Consider the following 19,008-nt stretch of genomic DNA (forward strand, 5'->3'; position numbering starts at 1 on the left):
AATACCGTTGGCATATGTACCAACGGCTTATAGCTATTATTTAATTATTTTTTTTCAAAATCTTTAACAAGTGTTACAAAAGCCCTATATTTTTCTTTTCCAACTTGACTATTTTTTTTATTCTCTAAAAAATTATACACAAGCTTATACAAGTCTTCAACTTCGTCTTCATTTAGATAAATATTTCCCCTCTGTAAATACCCATTGTCCTTGCCGTTTTTTTCCTCCATAATACCTTGAATAAATCTATTTTTTTCATTATCAAATATCTCGGTCATTGCTTTTCCAATCTCATTTACCATAACATCCTTAGACGCCTGATCAAGATATTTGTTTTGAATTCTGTAGCTTCTAGCTATTGGTTCATAATATTTAGCTATTATGCCATTTATTTCTTTTCTATACACTAATTTTACAAGTTCAGCTTTTTCCATCTTTTTTATATGATAATGAACTTTTGCTGGAACTTCTCCCATTATATCAGAAATTTCCTTTACCGTAGCTGGTTTCCTTAGTTCATAAAAGGTATAAAGTATCTTCATCCTATATGGATCATTGTAAGCCTTAACTTCTTCAACTGTCGAAAGTATTTTTTCTTCATTCAAATTTTCTCACTCCTAATAAGTTTAAACTATTTACATGTTGTTCATAACTAAGTTTAATGTTTTTTACCAATATAGTAAAGCTATTATTAAAATTAATTCAATTTTTTTATTAATTTAGCAAAAAAAATATGTTCCAAAATCATTTAATTGATTTGAAACATATTTTTTAACCTACTGCCAAATTAGCTTTCTCTAGCATTGAATTTCTCCTTAGCACACTCCTGTATGCTGCTTTCCATTGAAGTCCACGAACGCTTTGAAAATTCAACTCTAACACCAATCTTTTTTGATTCTTTTTTTACTATTTCAACTAAATTATGTTCAACAAAATCTACTAAAACAAGTACCAAATCAGTCTTAGGATTGATTTTTAATTTTCTATTTCCATGTTTTCTTCCACTCACATGCTCTATATCGTTAAACCCATTTTCCTTTAGTTTTCGAGTTATGCTTTCAATTCTGTCTCCACCTATAAGTAATACACTCATATAAATCCCTCCTTCTTATTGAAATTGATTATCATTATCATTTATTATCTATATCTTAGCCTTTTTTTATGCTTTTGTCAACAAAAAAGGCCCGTTTTTTATCTATTTTATAACTGAATGCATTTTCCACTTACCACTTTTAAATCTAAGTACATATAAGACACCTCTTACCAGCCAATCTGTATACATCCCAAGAAAAATTCCGATTAATCCCATACCAAGCGTTATACCTAAAATATATCCCAAACTTATTCTAAAAACCCACATTCCAATTATTGATGTTACCATTGTATATTTCGCATCTCCTGCACCTTTTAGTCCTGCTGGTAAAACAAACGACAATGGCCAGTATAACATAGCAACCGCATTAACCTTTAATATATTTACTGTTATATTTATAATATTTTCATTGTTTGTGTACAAAGATGCAAGTTGTCTAGAAAATAAAAGCGAAAGTATTCCTACAATTGATAAAAGTACTATAGACATCTTTGTTACATATGAAAGACATTTTCCAGCTTCTTTTTCATCTTTTTTCCCCATATACCTACCAACTAATGCCGTCGCTGATATTGCAAACGCATTTCCTGGTATATTAAAAAAATTACAAATAGAATTAGTAACAGTATTTGCAGCCATATTTATTGTTCCCATATCTACAATGAATACTTGCATTATAAGCTTTCCACCATTAAATAAAATTGATTCAATACTAGCAGGTATACCAACTCCAAATATCGAATGTAATAATTGTTTATTTATTTTGTAAGTCCTAAGTTTCTTTAGTTGTATAATTCTAGAGCCTCTAAGTAAAACAATCATTATGATAATAGCACCTATAACTCTAGCTGTGGCAATTCCAAGTGCAGCCCCTACTACTCCCATACTTTTAATGTATGTTTTCCCACCTATAGTAATCCCATTTATAAATGTCCATGAAAATAATACATTTAATATGTTCATAAATATAGATATTTTCATTGGTGTTTTAGAGTCACCTGCTCCTCTAAGTATACCATTTGAGACTAAATCAATAGTTATTAATGGGTATGTTATTAACGTTATTCCAAGATAGCTATATCCATCTTGAATTACTGAATTTTCAGCTGAGCCAAATAAAAAACCAATAAGTGTTTTTCTAAATATGGCCATCATAATTGTAATTATAAATGATATTGCAATACTAGAATATAAAGCTTGTTTAGTAGCTTCATTTGCTTGCTTAATATTACCTTGTCCAATATATTGTGCTACTACAACTGTTCCGCCTACTGCTAAAGCAGAGAAAAAAGCTATAAAAATGTTATTAATTGAATCAATCATTCCAATTGCAGAAACAGCTTCTTTGCCTATGTGTCCAGCCATCATTGTGTTTATCATTCCCATTAAAGCGACAAATAGTTGCTCCATCATTATTGGTATTGTCAATTTAATAACATCTTCTCTGTAAAAAATCATATAACTGTCCCCTTATTTTTAAGTCTTCATCATTTATTATACTTGCCTCTAAAAAAATTTCAATGTTTCATATGTTTTTATAAAAGAGCAATATAAATAAAGAGGTACCTCATCATTAGTCTGAGGAACCTCTTTGGATTCAAATTATTAATTGTACCTAACTGCATGAATACTTGTCTTCACAGCTGTTGCAGAAGTACTGTATTTTTGTCTTTGTGAAACCCCTTTTCTTATAAACCATAAGGATGTTACAAAAGAGACCATATCAGATACTGGATATGCTATCCATGCTCCTACGATTCCAAACATGTGTACAAATAAAATTGCTAAAGGTATAAAAACAACAATCTGTCTATATATTGAAAGTAAAAATGATTTTCTTGACTCCTCAATAGCCTGGTAATAATATATACAAATATAATATATTCCGATTACAGGATGAACTGCTATACTTATTCTAAAAGCCGTTACAGCACTACCTAATATGGAAGCGTCTTTTAAGAAAAAGCCTATAATTGGAGTTGCAAATATCATTAATAGACTTCCGAAGAATAACGAAGTTATTGTAACTGTTTTTATTGTTACCTTTAGTGTCTCTCTCATCTTTTTATAATTTCCAGCGCCATAATTATATGCTACGATAGGCTGCATTGCTTCACTTATTCCTATAATAGTAACAAATATGAACATTGAAACTTTAGTTATTACTCCAACTATAATTATTGCTGTATCTCCACCACTTGTTACTAGAAGTTTGTTCAATATAACTGAAACAACTGCATCTGAAATTTCAATTACAAAGGTTGAGAAACCAATAGCTATTATTCCTTTTAGCAAGTTTTTATTAAACGACTTTAATATGCTATTTAAAGTAAATTTCACCTGGAATTTAGTCCTTGTTTTATTAAATTTATACATTGCAAAGGTAAACGCAATAATCTGTGAAAACGCTGTTGCTATTGCTGCACCTTCTACACCCATACTTAACATTTTAACTAATATAATATCCAATATTATATTCAGAGTAGCTCCAATAAAATTTGAGTACAAGGTCATTTTAGTAATGCCAAGAGCTGTCATAGTATAACAGGCAACCATAGATATACATTGAAATATGCTACCTATTAATATAATTGTTATATATTTATCAGCCATTGGATAAACTGCCTTACTTGCACCAAGTGCTGTTATTAAAGGATTTTTAAATATATAAATTCCTAAAACCACTATAAGTAGTGTAACAATAGTTAATACAAAAGAATTTATTATAGTATCTTTTAGTTCTTTTATATTATTACTTCCAAGACTTCTTGCAACGAATGTAGAAGCACCTATTGATATAAGCATTCCTATAGCTGTAAGAAACCTTTGAACCGGAAATGATACTGTTAGTGCTGCTATTGCATCTACACCAACATAACGTCCTACAAAAACTGTATCAACCATATTATAAAGCTCCACCACTAAAAGTGATATTATTGATGGTATTGCAAATTTTAAAAGTACCTTTATTACCTTCTTTTCATTAAAAATGGAATTGTCTATTCCCATGAGGTCCCACCTCCTGTAGTTTCATGAGTTTTGCTATATTATTATTATATTTTATACGTGGCTTAAATTAAACTCACTTAACTGCCCTCATAAAGGTACTAATAAGTCATTCGTTTGTTTTACCTTATTTATACAAAAAGCAGAGAAACACCTTAAACAAGGTGTTTTTGTACTTCTTTTATAGTTATTAATACCGCTCCATAGCCTGTAAGTTTTGTTTGTAGATTAAGAACGGCAGTCTTTTTCGCAAATTTGAAATTTATTTGTGGGAATGAAGCTTTATGTATTATTTCTTTTTCTTCCTTATTAAGGCGTCTAGGTTTTCCCATATCAAGCCAATAGTTGTATGATGAACCAACTTCCTCATCTATTACATAGGTTGTGATTCTTACTGTTGATGAAATTTGAGTTATATTTAATGAGAATTTTTTCTCTTTTGAGTTTTTTAGTCCTCTAAGTTTTGAAAAGCTTTTTAACTGGATTAAGTTGTCTATGTCTTCATTATAACTATATAAAAGTATTTGATATTCTCCTTCATTTTTAGTAACTATATAACCATTATCCTTTGCCACTAAAATATCTCCAAGTTTATTTAAAAGATAATAAGCATAAAAGGCTGGTTTTCTTATAGCCTTATCATTTACAATTCCAGGATATCCAAAAAATACTTCGTTAGTTAAATCTGCTTGTCTATCAAGAGCATCAAAAGCCCTTAACATATCTAAACTTTTTTTATCTTTTATATAATTTTCAATTATAAATGGTAACATATATGCTGTATCATATATTGGATCAATTTTTAAAATAACATTATAGTTTCCCTTAATTATAGAAAATTTATATTCATCTTCAATTAATATTGTTGCCTCTTCTATTATTTCATTAGAAACTGTAGCTGCAAACTGGAATGTAAATTTATCAAACTCTAGATTTTCAATATTGCTAAAGAACTTAAAAAATGATCTAAGTATTCCTATAAATTCATTTTTCTCAAAGTCTCTGTCGTCAATTACAATTAGAGGATAAATTCTCAGGCTATCAAGATATTCAAAAACCGTCATTGCCCTGCTCCAGTTATAAAAATTTCCACCTCTAAATATCCCCATATCTAATGAAAATACATTTAGAAGTCTTGCGTATTCATAACCAATTTCTTCTTGAAGTTCTTCTAAAATGTCTTTGTTATCCTCTATTAATAAGTCAAAGGCATCTCCTACATTTATTATTTTCTTAAACTTTTTTTTGAATTCTCCAAGGTCTCTACTCATATCTATATCTATTTTGTTTATTTTATTTTCAGAGTTAAATCTATCATAATCTTCTAAATAGTACATAACATACTCGATAGCTTCATTTAATGGATGGTGTTCAATCTTTTTTTGCTCTTCAAAGGTTTCCTCGTCTACCTTATATTTTTTTCTATAATTTAATGGTGTCATTTTATAATAAAACTTAAAGTTTTTGTTATAATATCTTGTATGGGAAAAACCAACTTCCTCTGATATTTCTGAAATACTTTTATCACTATCCAATAAGAGTTTAATTGACTCTTCAACTCTAGTAATATTAATAAGATCCGTAAAACTTGAACCAGTAGCATATTTTATTTCATGTGATAAATAATGCGTACTCAAAAATTCTTTTTCTGCAATATCCTGTAACGTTATGTTATTGTTATAATTATTAAATATGTATTTAGCAATACGATGATATCTTTCAAGTTGTTCTTCATTATCTTTTAGTTCCTCCTGTTCATACATAAGGTAATGAAAGTTATTTATTAGATGATATAAAAGTTTAACTAAATTATCTTCAATCTCTTCATCATAATTATCATTTTTTTGAACAAATTCACATAAAATTATACTTAAAAATGTCCTCAGTTCATCATATTCCTCACTATCCTGTGCCCCTTCATCTGAGGTATTTGTATAAAAAAACATATTTTCTATATCATTGTAATATTTTTCAAAAAAATACTGATCTATATGAAATATCAAAACTCTATTATCTTTATCGTCAGAGTATAATTTGTGAACCTCATCTACATTAATTATCTCAATTTCATTTTCTTCTAAATCGTAGGTTCCATTGTTAACAGTAACTTTAATATTCCCTTTAAGAACATAAATTATTTCTATTGCATTTTGCCAATGTACAGGGTATTCATTAATTGTTAAAAAGTCAACATATACAGGCACCCCTAGCGAGTAGTCTATATACTCTTTTCCCATTATATTAATCTCCTCTCTCTAAGCATAGTTGTTCAATATAACCACTCATCACATAATAGCTATGTTAAAGTATAGTGTTGTTTATGTTAACATCTAAATTTCTTTCAAAATTCGATTTTATATTACAAATTTAGAACGTCTCAAAGACTCAAATGTGTCATTCTCAACATATGAGCATGAATCAATAATCATATTTGTTATATTTTTTTTATTACATATAAACTTAATATAATCTAATAACTTATACCATGCCAAATAGTTATCTAGATATTTAGATGCAACGCCACAAAATCTACTTATCCAAACTTTTAATTTATTTGTATATTTCTTAATCCTTTTAATGTTGTATAAGGAATTCATATCTTTATTACTTATAGGATAATATTTCATTCCTCTTATTCTAGCAAAATTTTTATATTCTCTCCACTCCCTTGTGCATAGTATATTGCCTTTATCTATATATTTTCCAATAACCTTCTCTATTTTCCTCTTGTTAACAATTCCAAGGCATGTTACCTTAGATAGTGTACCACCTTCACTATCTTTTACATTAATAACGCAAACAGAACTATCATCTTTTCCAAACGATTTATGTATATACCCTCTTTTTCTGGGTTTTCTTTTTGCTATTTCTCTACTTCCCTTCTCTGAATATGCAAAATATATATCGTGTATTTCAACAATTTTCTTAAAGCTTTTAACATTTTTATGCTTTAAATTATTTAAAATTTTATGTCTCCAGTAAAATAATGTTACCCAAGTTACTCCAAGTATTTTTGCTGACTTACGAAGAGAATAACCCAAAATCATACACTCTATAAAAAGTGGCCACTTTTTTATGTAATGGGTTTTATTCATGGGTGTAAAACTCATAGCAGAAAAAGTTTTTTTACATTTTTTACACCTATATCTCTGTATTCCATTATATTTTCCATACTTAATTATCATTTCACATCTGCAATATGGGCAGAAGCAGCCAGTTTTACACTTTGCTTCTGTTATAACCGAAACCACATCTTCTGCTGTAATTAAATTATCCATAACTAAAACCTCTTTTTATTAAACCTTACTTTGCTTCATTTTATTGATTATACCCATTTTTCAATATCTTAAACTTAGCAACATAATAATTTAACACAGTTTCTATGGCAATTTAATTTATACTTAAGTTAGATCATATATTCATTTAACCTATTATTCCTCAACGATTTCCCAAATGTCTTTCATGTCTTCAATGTAATTATATTCAATTATATCACTATCAATGGTATCATTTTCTCTATTAAAATATGATATTGGAATTTCTACTCCTAAAGAACCTAAGTCTGATAGTTTTCCATTAAGATATTCTCTCTTCATCTTATCAAAATTTTGAACAAGGCGTATACCAAGATTAGAGTCACTTTTATAAGTTGCCTGCCAAAAATCATTGCTTGTTGCATTTTCTTTCAACTTTACTTTAACTTTTTTATAAGACATTTTTATCACTCCAATCTGAAATTTTTTTATATTTTTATTATACACTATATTTTTTAGTTTTAAACAATTACTCTAATTGTAGTTTTTATAATCTTTTATGCTATAATATAGGTGCAATTCGGAACTACATGGAGGTTAAGTTATATGATAAAATTAATTGCATCAGATATGGATGGAACCTTACTAGATAGCAATGGCAATTTGCCAAAAGATTTCTTCGAGATTTTAAACAAACTAATTGAGAGAAACGTTATATTTGTTGCAGCAAGTGGCAGACAATATTTTACCCTTGCTAAAAATTTATATAAAGGCAAAGATAAAATTACATTTGCCGCTGAAAATGGTGCCTTTATAGTTCACAACGGAAAAGAGTTATTTTCAAAGACTCTACCCAAAAAAACAGTTTTAAATATCATTGAAGATTCTAATAAAATTCCTGACTGCAAAATTATTTTATGCGGAAAAAATAGTGCTTATATAAAAGATACTGACCCAGAGTTCATTGAGGAGGTAAATAAGTATTATCATAAAAATACTCTAGTCACTAACTTTAATGAGATTAATGATGAAATTCTCAAGATTTCATTGTATGATTCCAAAGGCCCTGATAATAATTCAAATTTAATTATATATCCAAAATGGGGACAGACATTACAGGTTACTATTTCAGGAGAAAAATGGCTTGATATTGGTAGGAATGACATAAACAAAGGTGTGGCTATTAAATTCTTACAACATAAATTTGGAATAAAAGAAGATGAAACTATGGTTTTTGGTGACTATTATAATGACATTCATATGCTTAAAAGTGCATATCACAGCTACGTTATGGAAAATGCTCCAGATGGAGTTAAAAAATATGGACGTTTTATAGCCGCTAGTAATGATAAATCTGGTGTTCTGCAAACAATTAAAACTGAGATTCTTGAAAAAGAAGCTTAATGTTAATTTATAAAATAATACAAGGATATACTGCAAATCCTTGTATTATTTTTTACTATGCATTTTCCATTTCTATTTTTAATATGTCCTTATTCTCATATAATTTGTCTACTAACAGCTGAGAATTGTTTTTTTGTATTCCTTTTAATGTAGCCTGAATTAAAGTGATTTTAGAATTATTTTCATGAGTTTTTTTAAATTTAAATTTAGTTATAGTAAACTTATTTTCTTCCATGAACTCATATATATAAGCTATTTCTTCACTTCTTGTCCAAATATTAATTTTTGAATATACTATTGCTGTATTTTTAAACAATCTATTCAAAATTTCAAGGCCAATTAACACTAAAACCGTTGAAAAAATACCAATTGCATATAGTCCACTTCCAAGTGCTATACCTATACCTGCAGTTGTCCATATGCCAGCAGCAGTAGTTAACCCCCTAACAAAATGTTTTTCTACAATTATAGTTCCTGCACCTAAAAAGCTTATTCCACTTACCACCTGTGCTGCAATTCTACTTGGATCTAGTGCAATACCTTTCAAACTTATTATATCGTAAAAGCCATATTTAGATACTATCATTATAAGAGCACTTCCTATTCCAACTAAAAAATGTGTTTTTAGCCCAGCATCCTTTGACCTAAATTCTCTCTCAAGTCCTATAACTCCTGCTAATACACCTGACAATACTATTCTTAAGAATAAATCCCACATATAACCACCCTTTATACAATAATTACCAATTATATCATGTTTTTAATTGTATGTAAACATCAAAAAAGGTTTAGTCCATATCAAAACCTCCATATGGACTAAACCTTTTAACATTTAATTCTTATGCTTATCTAAAAGTTGTTGTAATTTTTGAGCTTGAAATGCCGATTCTTCTGCAAATCTTTTAAAAGTTTCATCAACCTCTTTGTCCTCAGCTTTACCTGAATATTCTTGATAATCTCTAACATTTTCCTGTGCATCTAAAAGTTTTTGCTTAATCATATCTTCTACTGTTAATTTCATTTTTATTTCTCCTTTCTTTAACTATAGATTTTGTTATAAGAAAGGATTTTATTCATTTTAACTACTGTTCAGTTTGTTCAGTTTCTTGAATTTCACTGATTTCAACATTTTCATCTATTTCAGAAACTTTTGTAACCTTTTTATTTATTATACCTGCTCCAATTAGAAGAACAGAAATTCCTCCATAAACGCCTATTGAATTAAATACTGATGGTAAAAATTGTGATGGTAATAATTGCTTCATAACTGTAGCCGATGAATATCCTTGAGATACATATTGACTAATTAGACTTTTAAAATATAAAATATTAGTTACTAATAATGCAATTCCAACGATGGCTACTATTATGCCTGCAACATACAGTACAATTGAACTTGTAACCCTCTTTGATTTTTCAGATGTACTTTTTTCTTTGATTTCCATAAAATTTGTCTCCATTCCGCCAAAAGGCTATAAATTTAATATGTAATAAATATAACATTTCCATATTAAACTAAAATTATGACAATCTTATGACAATACTAAATCTTATTTGTGAATATTAATATATATATAAACATTTTTTATTCTCTTTCAATGACTATTGCTGTACCCATACCTCCACCTATACATAATGTAGCAAGACCTTTTTTCGCATCTCTCTTTTTCATTGCATGTAAAAGAGTAACTAATATTCTTGCACCAGAGGCCCCTATTGGATGTCCAAGCGAAATTGCACCACCATTAACATTAACCTTATTTACATCAAGTTGTAAATCTTTAGATATTACTAAACTCTGAGATGCATAAGCTTCATTTGCCTCTATTAAATCTAAATCTGTACTCTTTAAATTTATCTTATCTAGAGCTACTTTAGCTCCGCTAAATGCACCATATCCCATTATTGAAGGATCTACACCAGCTGAACCATAAGAAATAATTTTAGCTAGAGGTTTTATATTTAATTCCTTTGCCTTTTCACTACTCATAATAACCAATGCAGCTGCTCCGTCATTAAGTCCTGATGCATTTCCAGCTGTTACGGTACCATCTTTTTTGAATATTGGTTTTAATTTTGATAACGCTTCAATGGTATTCCCAAATCTAGGAAATTCATCTGTATCAAATATAACTTCTCCCTTTTTAGTTTTTATAGTTACTGGGACAATTTCTTCTTTAAATTCACCATTTTTTATTGCTGCTTCTGCTTTTTGTTGTGACAAAAGAGAAAACTTATCTTGTTCTTCCCTTGTTATCCCCCACTTTTCAGCTACATTTTCTGCAGTAACTCCCATATGATATTGATTGAATGCATCCCATAATCCATCTTGAATCATTTCATCAACAAATTCTCTATTTCCCATTTTATATCCCCATCTTGAATTTTGAACCAAATAAGGAGATCTTGACATATTTTCCATGCCACCTGCAACTATTATATCTGCATCTCCAGCCTTAATAATTTGAGCTGCAAGGCTTACTGATCTTAAACCAGAACCACATACCTTGTTAACTGTAAAAGCTGGGACTTCGAAAGGTAATCCTGCCTTTACAGCTGCTTGCCTTGCAGGGTTTTGTCCAAGACCAGCTTGAAGTACATTACCAAAAACAACTTCCTGTACCTCTTCTGATTTTATTCCTGCCCTTTTTATAGCTTCATTTATAACTACAGCTCCTAAATCAACTGCTGGTACATCTTTTAAACTCTTCCCAAATGCTCCTATTGCAGTCCTCACTGCACTTACTATTACAACCTCTTTCATTTCAAAATTACCTCCCTATATTTTTAACTTTTAAAATATTTAAAGTAAATCTACAATTTCATAATAGACCAGTCTGTCTATTATGTCAATATGATTTTTGATATATTTTGTTGTTGGTGTTTTAAACCTATATAGCTATTTATACTCCTCACTTATTTCAATAAGATCTTTTCTCATCCTCTTTAATATATCTACATCTTTGCTTACTCTGTAATACAATAAATATCCTTCGTAAATTGCAAAAGCCTTATGAGATATTGTATCAAGTTTATTTGAAGGTACTCCTGAAAACTCAAATATGTTAGAAAACATACCTATTAAATCTTTCATAGACTTATAATAATATTGTGAAATATCCGGTTCAGAAAATGCAATTTCTATTCCTACTACAGCCAGCGGGCATCCAAAATGTTTTTTGTCTTCTGCCTGCTTAATCATTTTTCCAACTAATTGATTTATAAATTCATCCCACTTTTTATCTTGTGAAACATTTAAAATCCATTCATTTAGTTTTTCACTGTAGTAATTTGATACTTCTATAGCTAAACTTTTTTTACTAGAAAAATGAAAATAAAACGATCCTTTTGGTAATTCTGCAAGTTCTAAAATTTCATTAATTCCGGTGGCATTGTACCCATTTATTAGAAATAATTTAGCAGCACACTTTATTAATTTATTTTTTGATTGTTCTCCTTTGGTACTTTTAGCCATGCAAATCCACTCCCATCTTATGAATTAATTTATAAACCAGTCTGTTTGTTTTGTCAATAAATATATGAAAGAAAATATTCTTAAATTATAGATTTATAATTATATCTATAATTTAAGAATTAACATTTTATTCAGCCGTATCTACTTCTTGTTCCTTAATCTTATTCACTTTTTTTTCATACATTAGAGCTAATCCCAATATAAATACTATTATAAAAAATGCACTAAAAAAGTGAAAACTGAAATCAATTGCAGTTACTAAATCGCCTTTTGTTTTTAAATTTTTTAAATCAGCCATTCCTACTATAGCTTTTGAAACTATTGTAGGTGATATAGTAAATCCTATTGCCATAACAGCTAACGTTTGACTTAAGGCTCTCCCAAGATTGTATATCGTATAGAACATGCCTGATGCTGCTCCAGATTCTTCCTTAGGCACTGCAGAAAGTACTTGTTTAGCAAGTGATGGCCATGCTATTCCATTAGCTACAGACATTATTATAAGTGGAACAACTACCCCAATAATAGAAAGCTTAAATCCAAGATTTCCAAGCATAAATGAGCCAATTATTAGGAATACAGATCCTAGCACTATCATAGGTTTTGTTCCAAATTTATCTGCAAATTTCCCTCCCAATGGTCCCATAACAAGTTGTGGCAATGACAAAGGTATCAAAAGAAAACTTGAATCTAGTGCACTTAAATGCAGGGCTCCTTGTAGGTATATCGTAAGTATTAAACTTAGTGAGAAATACGCTATACAATAACTTAAAGTTATACCTAACCCTAACGTATAATTTTTATACGAAAACAACCTTAAATTAAATAGAGGATTTTGAACTTGATATTCATTGATTATAAAAACAGCTAAGAAAATAATAGCTACTATTAATAACCCCATCAATGCTTTAGATACCCATCCCCATGATTCCCCCTCTGAAAGAGCAATCATAACAGCTGTTAATCCTATTCCAAATGCCAATATTCCAATCCAATCATTTTTTACTTCTTTATTAGTCTCTGTTTCTTTTAAAACTAGCACGGCACCTATTATACCGATTATGGCAAATGGTACTGTGACAAAAAATATTGATTGCCATCCAAACTTACTTATTAAAATCCCACCAACTATTGGTCCAACCAATGCTCCAATTACCCATGAGGTGGAATTAATTCCAAGTGCTAATCCAAGTTGATTATTGGGAAATGTTTTTACAATGATTGGTGTAGCCGTTGCCAAAGCTAATGCAGCACCTACTCCTTGAATTATCCTGTAAACAATTAATGTAACTCCTGAATTTGAAAAACCACATAAAACTGTACCAATGGTAAATATAACGAATCCTAAGATAAAAATGCGTTTTGTGCCAATCATATCTGCCCATCTACCTGCTGGAAGTAGCAGCACTGTACTTGCTATAATATAAGCTGTGATTGCTAATAATCCAGTAACTAAATTAATATTTAATCCTTTCATTAACTTGGGTAATCCTATAGTTACTATAGTAGAGTCCACATTGGTAATAAATGAAACCAACGTTACAACTGATAAAATAATCCATTTTTTTGAATTTTCCATTATAAATTCTCCTTGTTTTTCTGTTAACTAAAATTTTAAATAAATAACATGTTAATTATTTTAGGCCTATACGTAGTTTACAATAAACTATATATCATGTAAAATGATTATAAATAATGTTACTATTCACTTTTAATGATTATAGTTAAGGAGGTAATAGATGGAAAGTAATGAACTAAAAATTTTTATGGCAGTTGCACAAGAAGGAAGTATTACGAAAGCTGCTAAACGTCTTGGATATGTACAGTCTAATGTTACCGCTAGAATACAACAATTAGAATCGGATTTAAATACTCAATTATTTTATAGGCAACATGGCATGCTTTTGACTCCAATGGGTACAAGACTCCTATCCTATGCTGAAGAAATTTTACACCTTCTGGATAAAGCTGAAAAAGCTCTAAATGATTCTGGAAATCCATCTGGAGATTTGTACATTGGAACTAATAATACTATCTCAACTTTGAATCTTCCACTATTATTATCAAATTACAACAGTATATATCCTGACGTAAACTTATCATTAACAACTTCAAATGCAGAGGAACTTATTCACAAAATAGTTCATTTTGAACTTGATGTTGCTTTTGTGAAATCATCCTCTATTAATAATCCTAATATTATTAAAGAATTAGTGTTTGATGAAAATCTGGTTTTAATATCTAGTAATAAATACAATGATATACAATCTTTATGTTCAAAGCCATTTTTAATGAATTCTATAGGTTGTCCAAATAGGTTAAATCTTGAGCTTTGGCTTAAATCTGAAGGTATTAGTAATATCCGTTTCATGGATTTTAATAGTTTGGATTTAATTATTGAAGGTGTGATTTCTGGGCTTGGTGCTTCTTTTGTGCCGGAATCTTCTGTACAAAAGCAAAAAGAGCATGGACTTCTTAATACATTTGAAATACCTGAAAGATATAGCCATGCACAAACTTTTGTTATAAGACATAAAGACAGTCTAATGACAAGTTCTTTATTAAAATTTATAGAAATGATTACAACAAATACACCCTATCACAAATTAAACTTAAGTGAGTAATATCTATTTATTCACAAAAAAAGTTAAAGATTTCTCTAGCCATAATTTTATAGCAAAAATCTTTAACTTCTAATATATTTATAAATATTTCTTTTCAAGTTCTTCCAAAAGTTTTATATATCTTTCTTGTATTTTTTTCTCTTGCATTTCCTTTTCAAAGCTTTCACATTCTTCATCAATGTTTCTTAGCGTTTCTTTACTAAGCTTACGTCTAGCAAATGTATACACTACATTATCTTCTTTATCAATATGTCTTTGAAGCAGGTTTGTATATGAAACCGCATTGGCAATCACATCAATTTTAGCCTCATTATCACCATTTTTCACCTTTATTAATGCCTGCTCTAAATCCGTCATAAAAAGTCTTCCAAGATCGTGTTCTACAAGCATTCCAAACTTAACAAGTGTTTCGGCTACACCACCTATTTCATCTACCATCCTGTTAAAAAGCATTTTTTCTTCTTTCCCATGATGATGTGCATCCGCATAATTTCTTACAAATAGGATCATTTTATTAAAATCTTCATAATTAATTTCACCTGTCTGAAGAACTTTGAAACTAGCTTTTCTTACAACTAAAAGCATTCTTTTAATATTTTTATGCTCTTCAATCATTAAATTTATAGTATCCATACTCAATTTGCCTCCTTCGTTATTTTATTATATCCATCGCCATTACGCACATAAGAATAATTTGCACCAGCTGCACTTAAGAAGCCATTTATCCATGCTGTTCTTAATGAATAAAAATTTAATACATTTCCATTTACATTTTCCCAATATTCTTTGTGTATGCATCTTGTAGTCTTCCATTCGAATTCATTTTCTGATTCAGAAATCACCTGATTAATCATATCACATGGCATTCCTTCAAGCATGTAATCAAATATTAAATCAAATAATTTTTTTGGCGAGCAATCCATTTCACCGCTACCCTTCATAATTTTCTCACCATTTTTAAAATATACTTCAGCAATTTCATCGATGTCTACTGAGGCTCCACTTGTTAATTCTGTAATAATTGCAGCTGTTCTATTTTCTACACTTTGTATTTTTGATTGAAGCCATCCGTGAATATTGTCATGTTCAATAACATCCTCTAATGCTCTCTTTTCTGGATACCCATATTTTTCATAAACTCTATCCTTTATTGAATTTACATCAATATTTTTTTCTTCTGCTAGCCTTAATACTTCTTCTAATATTTCCTCATTTACCTGTATTTTATTATATAATAAATAATGAATTTTCCCTAAAAAAGAACTCATATTTTTTCCTCCTATGTTTTCACTTATTGACTATATTATAGAGCATTTCTTATATAATATCGGTATCATATGTTACACAAACATTAGTTTTTATGATTTATTTTTGACGAATGAAAAACAAATCCTAGAGCATTACACCCTAGGATTCAAATTATTTTTTAGTAGCTCCTTGAAAAACTATTCATTTAATTTGCTTGTTTAAGCGAACTTTTTAAATCTTCCTCTGGAGTGCTGATTGGCTTTATGCCAAACGTATCCACTAGATATTGTAATACATTAGGAGATAAAAATGCTGGCAAACTTGGTCCTAAATATATTCCTTTTATACCAAGCGACAATAGTGCTAATAAATCTGCTACCGCCTTTTGTTCATACCAAGACAAAACAATAGTTAATGGTAACGAGTTTACATCAGTGTCAAATGCATCTGCAAGTGCCGTAGCTATTCTAACTGCTGAATAGGCATCATTACATTGACCAATATCCAGTAGTCTTGGAAGTCCTGCCACTGTTCCAAAATCTAATTTATTGAATCTGTATTTACCACAAGCTAAAGTTAGGATTACACAGTCCTTTGGAAGCATCTTTGCAAAATCCGTATAATAATTTCTACCTGGTCTAGCCCCATCACAACCACCTATTAAAAAGAAATGACTTATCTTTCCTTCTTTAACTGCATTAACTATTTCACCTGCATGTGACAATGTTTCATTATGTCCAAAACCTACCAAAATTTCTTTTGTTTCTTCATTTTCCTTAAATCCACCAAGTTTTAATGCTTTATCTATTATTTCACTAAAATCCTTTGTTCCATTTTCATTTGTATCTATGTGTTTCACTCCGTCCCATCCAACAACACTTGTAGTAAATATTCTATCTTTGTATGTCTCTCTTGGTCTCATTAAACAATTAGTTGTCATTAAGATACATCCCGGTATTCCATCAAATTCCTTTTGCTGATTTTGCCAAGCAGAGCCAAAATTCCCCACTAAATGTTTGTATTTTTTAAGTTCTGGATATCCATGTGCTGGTAGCATTTCTCCATGGGTATAAATATTAATTCCTTTTCCTTCTGTTTGCTTAAGAAGCATTTCTAAATCTCTTAAGTCGTGACCCGATACAATTATAAACGGTCCTTTTTTAATATTTACATTTACTTTATGTGCAGAAGGGTTTTTATATTTGGATGTATTTCCTTCATCTAAAATCTTCATAACTTCTACACTCATCTCTCCCGTTCTCATTGTGAAACGAATCATATCTTGCAAACTTAAATTATCATTTGTAGTAGCCTCTAGTCCTAAAAAATAAAATTGATCTACTTGATCACTATTATATCCCATGAATCTTGCTTGATGCCCATAAGCGCTTATTCCCTTCAACCCATACAATATTGTTGATCTCAAAGACCTTATATCAGCATCAAGTTCTTCATCATACATAATTCCTGCTTTAACTGAATCCTTTAACATAATTTCCTTTTCACCACTTAAATCATATGTAGCAGCAGCTGGATATTCTGCTTTAGGCGCTTCATCTCTTAATATTTCTTTAATCCTCTGAGATTCCACTAATAATTTCACATGAGCTTCTGCATCAAAATTTACGTTTGTAAGTGTTGTAAACAAAGAATTTTCTACGAACTTCACTATATCTTTGTCGATAATTTTCCCCTGTTCAATTAAAGGTTTTGCATAACAAGATATCCCCTTTAGCTGATATATGAGTAAATCTTGCAAATTTGCGATTTCTGGTGTTTTTCCACAAACTCCGCTTTTTGTACACCCCTTCCCACCAAAAGTTTGTTCGCATTGATAACAAAACATTGAATTTTCCATTTCAACAGCTCCTTAAATAGTTTTTCACTTTACTATTATTTCACTTTTCATCTATAGTTATTCTATTTACAAAAATAACATTTACATCAATATGTTCTGCTTTAATAGATTTAAAATTTATAGCAAATTTTTAATTTAAAATATATACTATTATTATTGAATTATAAAATATTAAAATTAGTGAGGAGTTTTGCATATGTTTCGTGAAATGAGAAAAAAGCAAAGAGAACTATCAAATGAAGAAGCCATTGAAATATTAAATTCTGCAGATTATGGTTTTATTTCTATAAATGGTGAAGAATACCCCTACGGTGTACCTATAAATTTTGTATATTTAAATGATAAAATTTATTTTCATGGTGCCACAGAAGGCTACAAGCTAGATATGATTAAAAGAAACAACAAGATTTGTTTTACTGCAGTTACGAAACACGATATACTCCCTGATAAATTTAGTACAGACTATAGAAGTGTAATTGTTTTTGGAGATGCTTATGAAGTTTTTGATGATGAAAAAATATCAGTACTTCTGGCAATAATAGAAAAATTCTCTCTGTCTTACATAGATGAAGGCAAGAAATACATAGCTCGAGCCGAAAAAGCTACTAGAGTATTTGGAATAAGCATTAATCATATTACTGGTAAAGGACGAAAATAATTTATAGTATAGTTGTAGTAAATTATCACATAAGGAGCTGAGCTAATTTGAAGGTAAAAATAGGACAACAAATAAAATTTAAAGTTAGTCATAAAATTCCACTAGCTAAAGGTGGAACTGCTTTAGTAAAAGCAGGAGATACCGCAACAGTTGTTAAAAAAATTGACAATAAAACTGCCGAGATCATTTATTCAACTGGTGAGGCCAAAGGGCTTAGCTATAAAATACATGTTGAAGTTGATGACACTTTAGATGCTGATTTAATAGCAAAAAAAATATTATCTAAAATGGATTCCTAAGAAATAAAAAAGCTGATTTTTACCCTCATTTATTAAGGATAAAAATCAGCCTCTAGTATTTCTATTTACGCTGTCAACATATACGATTC

At 29.6% G+C, this 19,008-nt stretch carries 20 protein-coding genes; 4 read left to right on the forward strand and 16 right to left on the reverse strand.

The genetic code is table 11. The features are described 5' to 3' along the window. Nucleotides 1-44: 44 nt before the first annotated feature. The 7 genes from B8978_RS02395 to B8978_RS02425 all read right to left on the reverse strand — a co-directional run bounded on the left by B8978_RS02395 (nucleotide 45) and on the right by B8978_RS02425 (nucleotide 7,815). Nucleotides 45-605, reverse strand: coding sequence for an ArsR/SmtB family transcription factor (locus B8978_RS02395; RefSeq protein ID WP_084113684.1), 561 nt, complete (start codon nucleotides 603-605; stop codon nucleotides 45-47). A gap of 182 nt (nucleotides 606-787) precedes the next feature. Beyond that, nucleotides 788-1,093, reverse strand: a complete 306-nt coding sequence (locus tag B8978_RS02400; protein ID WP_084113685.1) for a DUF2325 domain-containing protein — start codon at nucleotides 1,091-1,093, stop codon at nucleotides 788-790. A 102-nt stretch (nucleotides 1,094-1,195) separates the two neighbouring features. After that, nucleotides 1,196-2,551, reverse strand: coding sequence for an MATE family efflux transporter (locus B8978_RS02405; RefSeq protein WP_084113686.1), 1,356 nt, complete (start codon nucleotides 2,549-2,551; stop codon nucleotides 1,196-1,198). A gap of 147 nt (nucleotides 2,552-2,698) precedes the next feature. Further along, nucleotides 2,699-4,102, reverse strand: a complete 1,404-nt coding sequence (locus tag B8978_RS02410) for an MATE family efflux transporter (RefSeq protein WP_084113687.1) — start codon at nucleotides 4,100-4,102, stop codon at nucleotides 2,699-2,701. Nucleotides 4,103-4,254: 152 nt separating this feature from the next. Beyond that, nucleotides 4,255-6,336 (reverse strand): AraC family transcriptional regulator, encoded by a 2,082-nt coding sequence (locus tag B8978_RS02415; RefSeq protein WP_084113688.1) that lies wholly within the window; start codon nucleotides 6,334-6,336, stop codon nucleotides 4,255-4,257. Nucleotides 6,337-6,453: 117 nt separating this feature from the next. Next, entirely contained in the window at nucleotides 6,454-7,377 is a 924-nt protein-coding gene (locus B8978_RS02420; protein WP_084113689.1) for an IS1595 family transposase, read from the reverse strand. 153 nt (nucleotides 7,378-7,530) lie between these two features. Then, nucleotides 7,531-7,815, reverse strand: a complete 285-nt coding sequence (locus B8978_RS02425) for a hypothetical protein (protein ID WP_084113690.1) — start codon at nucleotides 7,813-7,815, stop codon at nucleotides 7,531-7,533. A gap of 144 nt (nucleotides 7,816-7,959) precedes the next feature. On the opposite strand from B8978_RS02425, the gene B8978_RS02430 reads away from it, so the two are divergent. Continuing rightward, complete coding sequence (locus B8978_RS02430; RefSeq protein WP_084113691.1) at nucleotides 7,960-8,757, forward strand: Cof-type HAD-IIB family hydrolase; 798 nt, start codon at nucleotides 7,960-7,962, stop codon at nucleotides 8,755-8,757. A 55-nt stretch (nucleotides 8,758-8,812) separates the two neighbouring features. Here the strand turns inward: B8978_RS02430 and B8978_RS02435 are convergent, their stop codons facing one another. The 6 genes from B8978_RS02435 to B8978_RS02460 all read right to left on the reverse strand — a co-directional run bounded on the left by B8978_RS02435 (nucleotide 8,813) and on the right by B8978_RS02460 (nucleotide 13,811). Beyond that, a complete protein-coding gene (locus B8978_RS02435) occupies nucleotides 8,813-9,475 on the reverse strand; it encodes an MgtC/SapB family protein (protein ID WP_084113692.1) in 663 nt (220 codons plus the stop codon). Nucleotides 9,476-9,589: 114 nt separating this feature from the next. Next, on the reverse strand, nucleotides 9,590-9,778 hold the full coding sequence (locus B8978_RS02440) for a hypothetical protein (RefSeq protein ID WP_084113693.1): 189 nt from the start codon (nucleotides 9,776-9,778) through the stop codon (nucleotides 9,590-9,592). 61 nt (nucleotides 9,779-9,839) lie between these two features. Next, nucleotides 9,840-10,202: a hypothetical protein gene (locus B8978_RS02445; protein ID WP_084113694.1), complete on the reverse strand. Its 363-nt coding sequence runs from the start codon at nucleotides 10,200-10,202 to the stop codon at nucleotides 9,840-9,842. Between the two features lie 140 nt (nucleotides 10,203-10,342). Then, on the reverse strand, nucleotides 10,343-11,521 hold the full coding sequence (locus B8978_RS02450) for an acetyl-CoA C-acetyltransferase (protein WP_084113695.1): 1,179 nt from the start codon (nucleotides 11,519-11,521) through the stop codon (nucleotides 10,343-10,345). Between the two features lie 135 nt (nucleotides 11,522-11,656). Beyond that, complete coding sequence (locus tag B8978_RS02455; RefSeq protein ID WP_139795950.1) at nucleotides 11,657-12,232, reverse strand: TetR/AcrR family transcriptional regulator; 576 nt, start codon at nucleotides 12,230-12,232, stop codon at nucleotides 11,657-11,659. A 127-nt stretch (nucleotides 12,233-12,359) separates the two neighbouring features. Further along, a complete protein-coding gene (locus tag B8978_RS02460) occupies nucleotides 12,360-13,811 on the reverse strand; it encodes an MFS transporter (RefSeq protein ID WP_084113697.1) in 1,452 nt (483 codons plus the stop codon). Nucleotides 13,812-13,971: 160 nt separating this feature from the next. Between B8978_RS02460 and B8978_RS02465 the strand changes: the two genes are divergently transcribed. Next, nucleotides 13,972-14,856, forward strand: a complete 885-nt coding sequence (locus tag B8978_RS02465; protein WP_084113698.1) for a LysR family transcriptional regulator — start codon at nucleotides 13,972-13,974, stop codon at nucleotides 14,854-14,856. A 78-nt stretch (nucleotides 14,857-14,934) separates the two neighbouring features. Here B8978_RS02465 and B8978_RS02470 read toward each other — a convergent pair whose 3' ends face one another. From B8978_RS02470 to hcp, 3 genes are all read right to left on the reverse strand, one after another. Further along, a complete protein-coding gene (locus B8978_RS02470; RefSeq protein WP_084113699.1) occupies nucleotides 14,935-15,489 on the reverse strand; it encodes a hemerythrin domain-containing protein in 555 nt (184 codons plus the stop codon). Nucleotides 15,490-15,491: 2 nt separating this feature from the next. Next, the gene (locus tag B8978_RS02475) at nucleotides 15,492-16,124 is read right to left on the reverse strand and encodes a hypothetical protein (RefSeq protein ID WP_084113700.1); all 633 of its coding nucleotides are present in this window, start codon (nucleotides 16,122-16,124) and stop codon (nucleotides 15,492-15,494) included. Between the two features lie 185 nt (nucleotides 16,125-16,309). Next, nucleotides 16,310-17,962 carry a hydroxylamine reductase gene (gene hcp, locus B8978_RS02480; protein WP_084113701.1) on the reverse strand — a complete coding sequence of 551 codons (1,653 nt, stop codon included), beginning with the start codon at nucleotides 17,960-17,962 and terminating at the stop codon, nucleotides 16,310-16,312. Between the two features lie 196 nt (nucleotides 17,963-18,158). On the opposite strand from hcp, the gene B8978_RS02485 reads away from it, so the two are divergent. Further along, complete coding sequence (locus tag B8978_RS02485) at nucleotides 18,159-18,620, forward strand: pyridoxamine 5'-phosphate oxidase family protein (protein WP_084113702.1); 462 nt, start codon at nucleotides 18,159-18,161, stop codon at nucleotides 18,618-18,620. Nucleotides 18,621-18,667: 47 nt separating this feature from the next. Next, nucleotides 18,668-18,919, forward strand: a complete 252-nt coding sequence (locus B8978_RS02490) for a hypothetical protein (protein ID WP_084113703.1) — start codon at nucleotides 18,668-18,670, stop codon at nucleotides 18,917-18,919. Nucleotides 18,920-19,008 lie beyond the last annotated feature (89 nt).

This window comes from Clostridium acidisoli DSM 12555 (genome assembly GCF_900176305.1).
Lineage (GTDB): Bacteria > Bacillota > Clostridia > Clostridiales > Clostridiaceae > Clostridium_I > Clostridium_I acidisoli.

Coding starts and splice junctions, on each gene's coding strand:
- B8978_RS02430 (WP_084113691.1), top strand. CDS start 7,960: ATGATAAAATTAATTGCATCAGATATGGATGGAACCTTACTAGATAGC.
- B8978_RS02450 (WP_084113695.1), bottom strand. CDS start 11,521: ATGAAAGAGGTTGTAATAGTAAGTGCAGTGAGGACTGCAATAGGAGCA.
- B8978_RS02435 (WP_084113692.1), bottom strand. CDS start 9,475: ATGTGGGATTTATTCTTAAGAATAGTATTGTCAGGTGTATTAGCAGGA.
- B8978_RS02420 (WP_084113689.1), bottom strand. CDS start 7,377: ATGGATAATTTAATTACAGCAGAAGATGTGGTTTCGGTTATAACAGAA.
- B8978_RS02485 (WP_084113702.1), top strand. CDS start 18,159: ATGTTTCGTGAAATGAGAAAAAAGCAAAGAGAACTATCAAATGAAGAA.
- B8978_RS02445 (WP_084113694.1), bottom strand. CDS start 10,202: ATGGAAATCAAAGAAAAAAGTACATCTGAAAAATCAAAGAGGGTTACA.
- B8978_RS02470 (WP_084113699.1), bottom strand. CDS start 15,489: ATGGATACTATAAATTTAATGATTGAAGAGCATAAAAATATTAAAAGA.
- B8978_RS02410 (WP_084113687.1), bottom strand. CDS start 4,102: ATGGGAATAGACAATTCCATTTTTAATGAAAAGAAGGTAATAAAGGTA.
- B8978_RS02455 (WP_139795950.1), bottom strand. CDS start 12,232: ATGGCTAAAAGTACCAAAGGAGAACAATCAAAAAATAAATTAATAAAG.
- B8978_RS02460 (WP_084113697.1), bottom strand. CDS start 13,811: ATGGAAAATTCAAAAAAATGGATTATTTTATCAGTTGTAACGTTGGTT.
- B8978_RS02425 (WP_084113690.1), bottom strand. CDS start 7,815: ATGTCTTATAAAAAAGTTAAAGTAAAGTTGAAAGAAAATGCAACAAGC.
- B8978_RS02465 (WP_084113698.1), top strand. CDS start 13,972: ATGGAAAGTAATGAACTAAAAATTTTTATGGCAGTTGCACAAGAAGGA.
- B8978_RS02415 (WP_084113688.1), bottom strand. CDS start 6,336: ATGGGAAAAGAGTATATAGACTACTCGCTAGGGGTGCCTGTATATGTT.
- B8978_RS02440 (WP_084113693.1), bottom strand. CDS start 9,778: ATGAAATTAACAGTAGAAGATATGATTAAGCAAAAACTTTTAGATGCA.
- B8978_RS02400 (WP_084113685.1), bottom strand. CDS start 1,093: ATGAGTGTATTACTTATAGGTGGAGACAGAATTGAAAGCATAACTCGA.
- hcp (WP_084113701.1), bottom strand. CDS start 17,962: ATGGAAAATTCAATGTTTTGTTATCAATGCGAACAAACTTTTGGTGGG.
- B8978_RS02405 (WP_084113686.1), bottom strand. CDS start 2,551: ATGATTTTTTACAGAGAAGATGTTATTAAATTGACAATACCAATAATG.
- B8978_RS02475 (WP_084113700.1), bottom strand. CDS start 16,124: ATGAGTTCTTTTTTAGGGAAAATTCATTATTTATTATATAATAAAATA.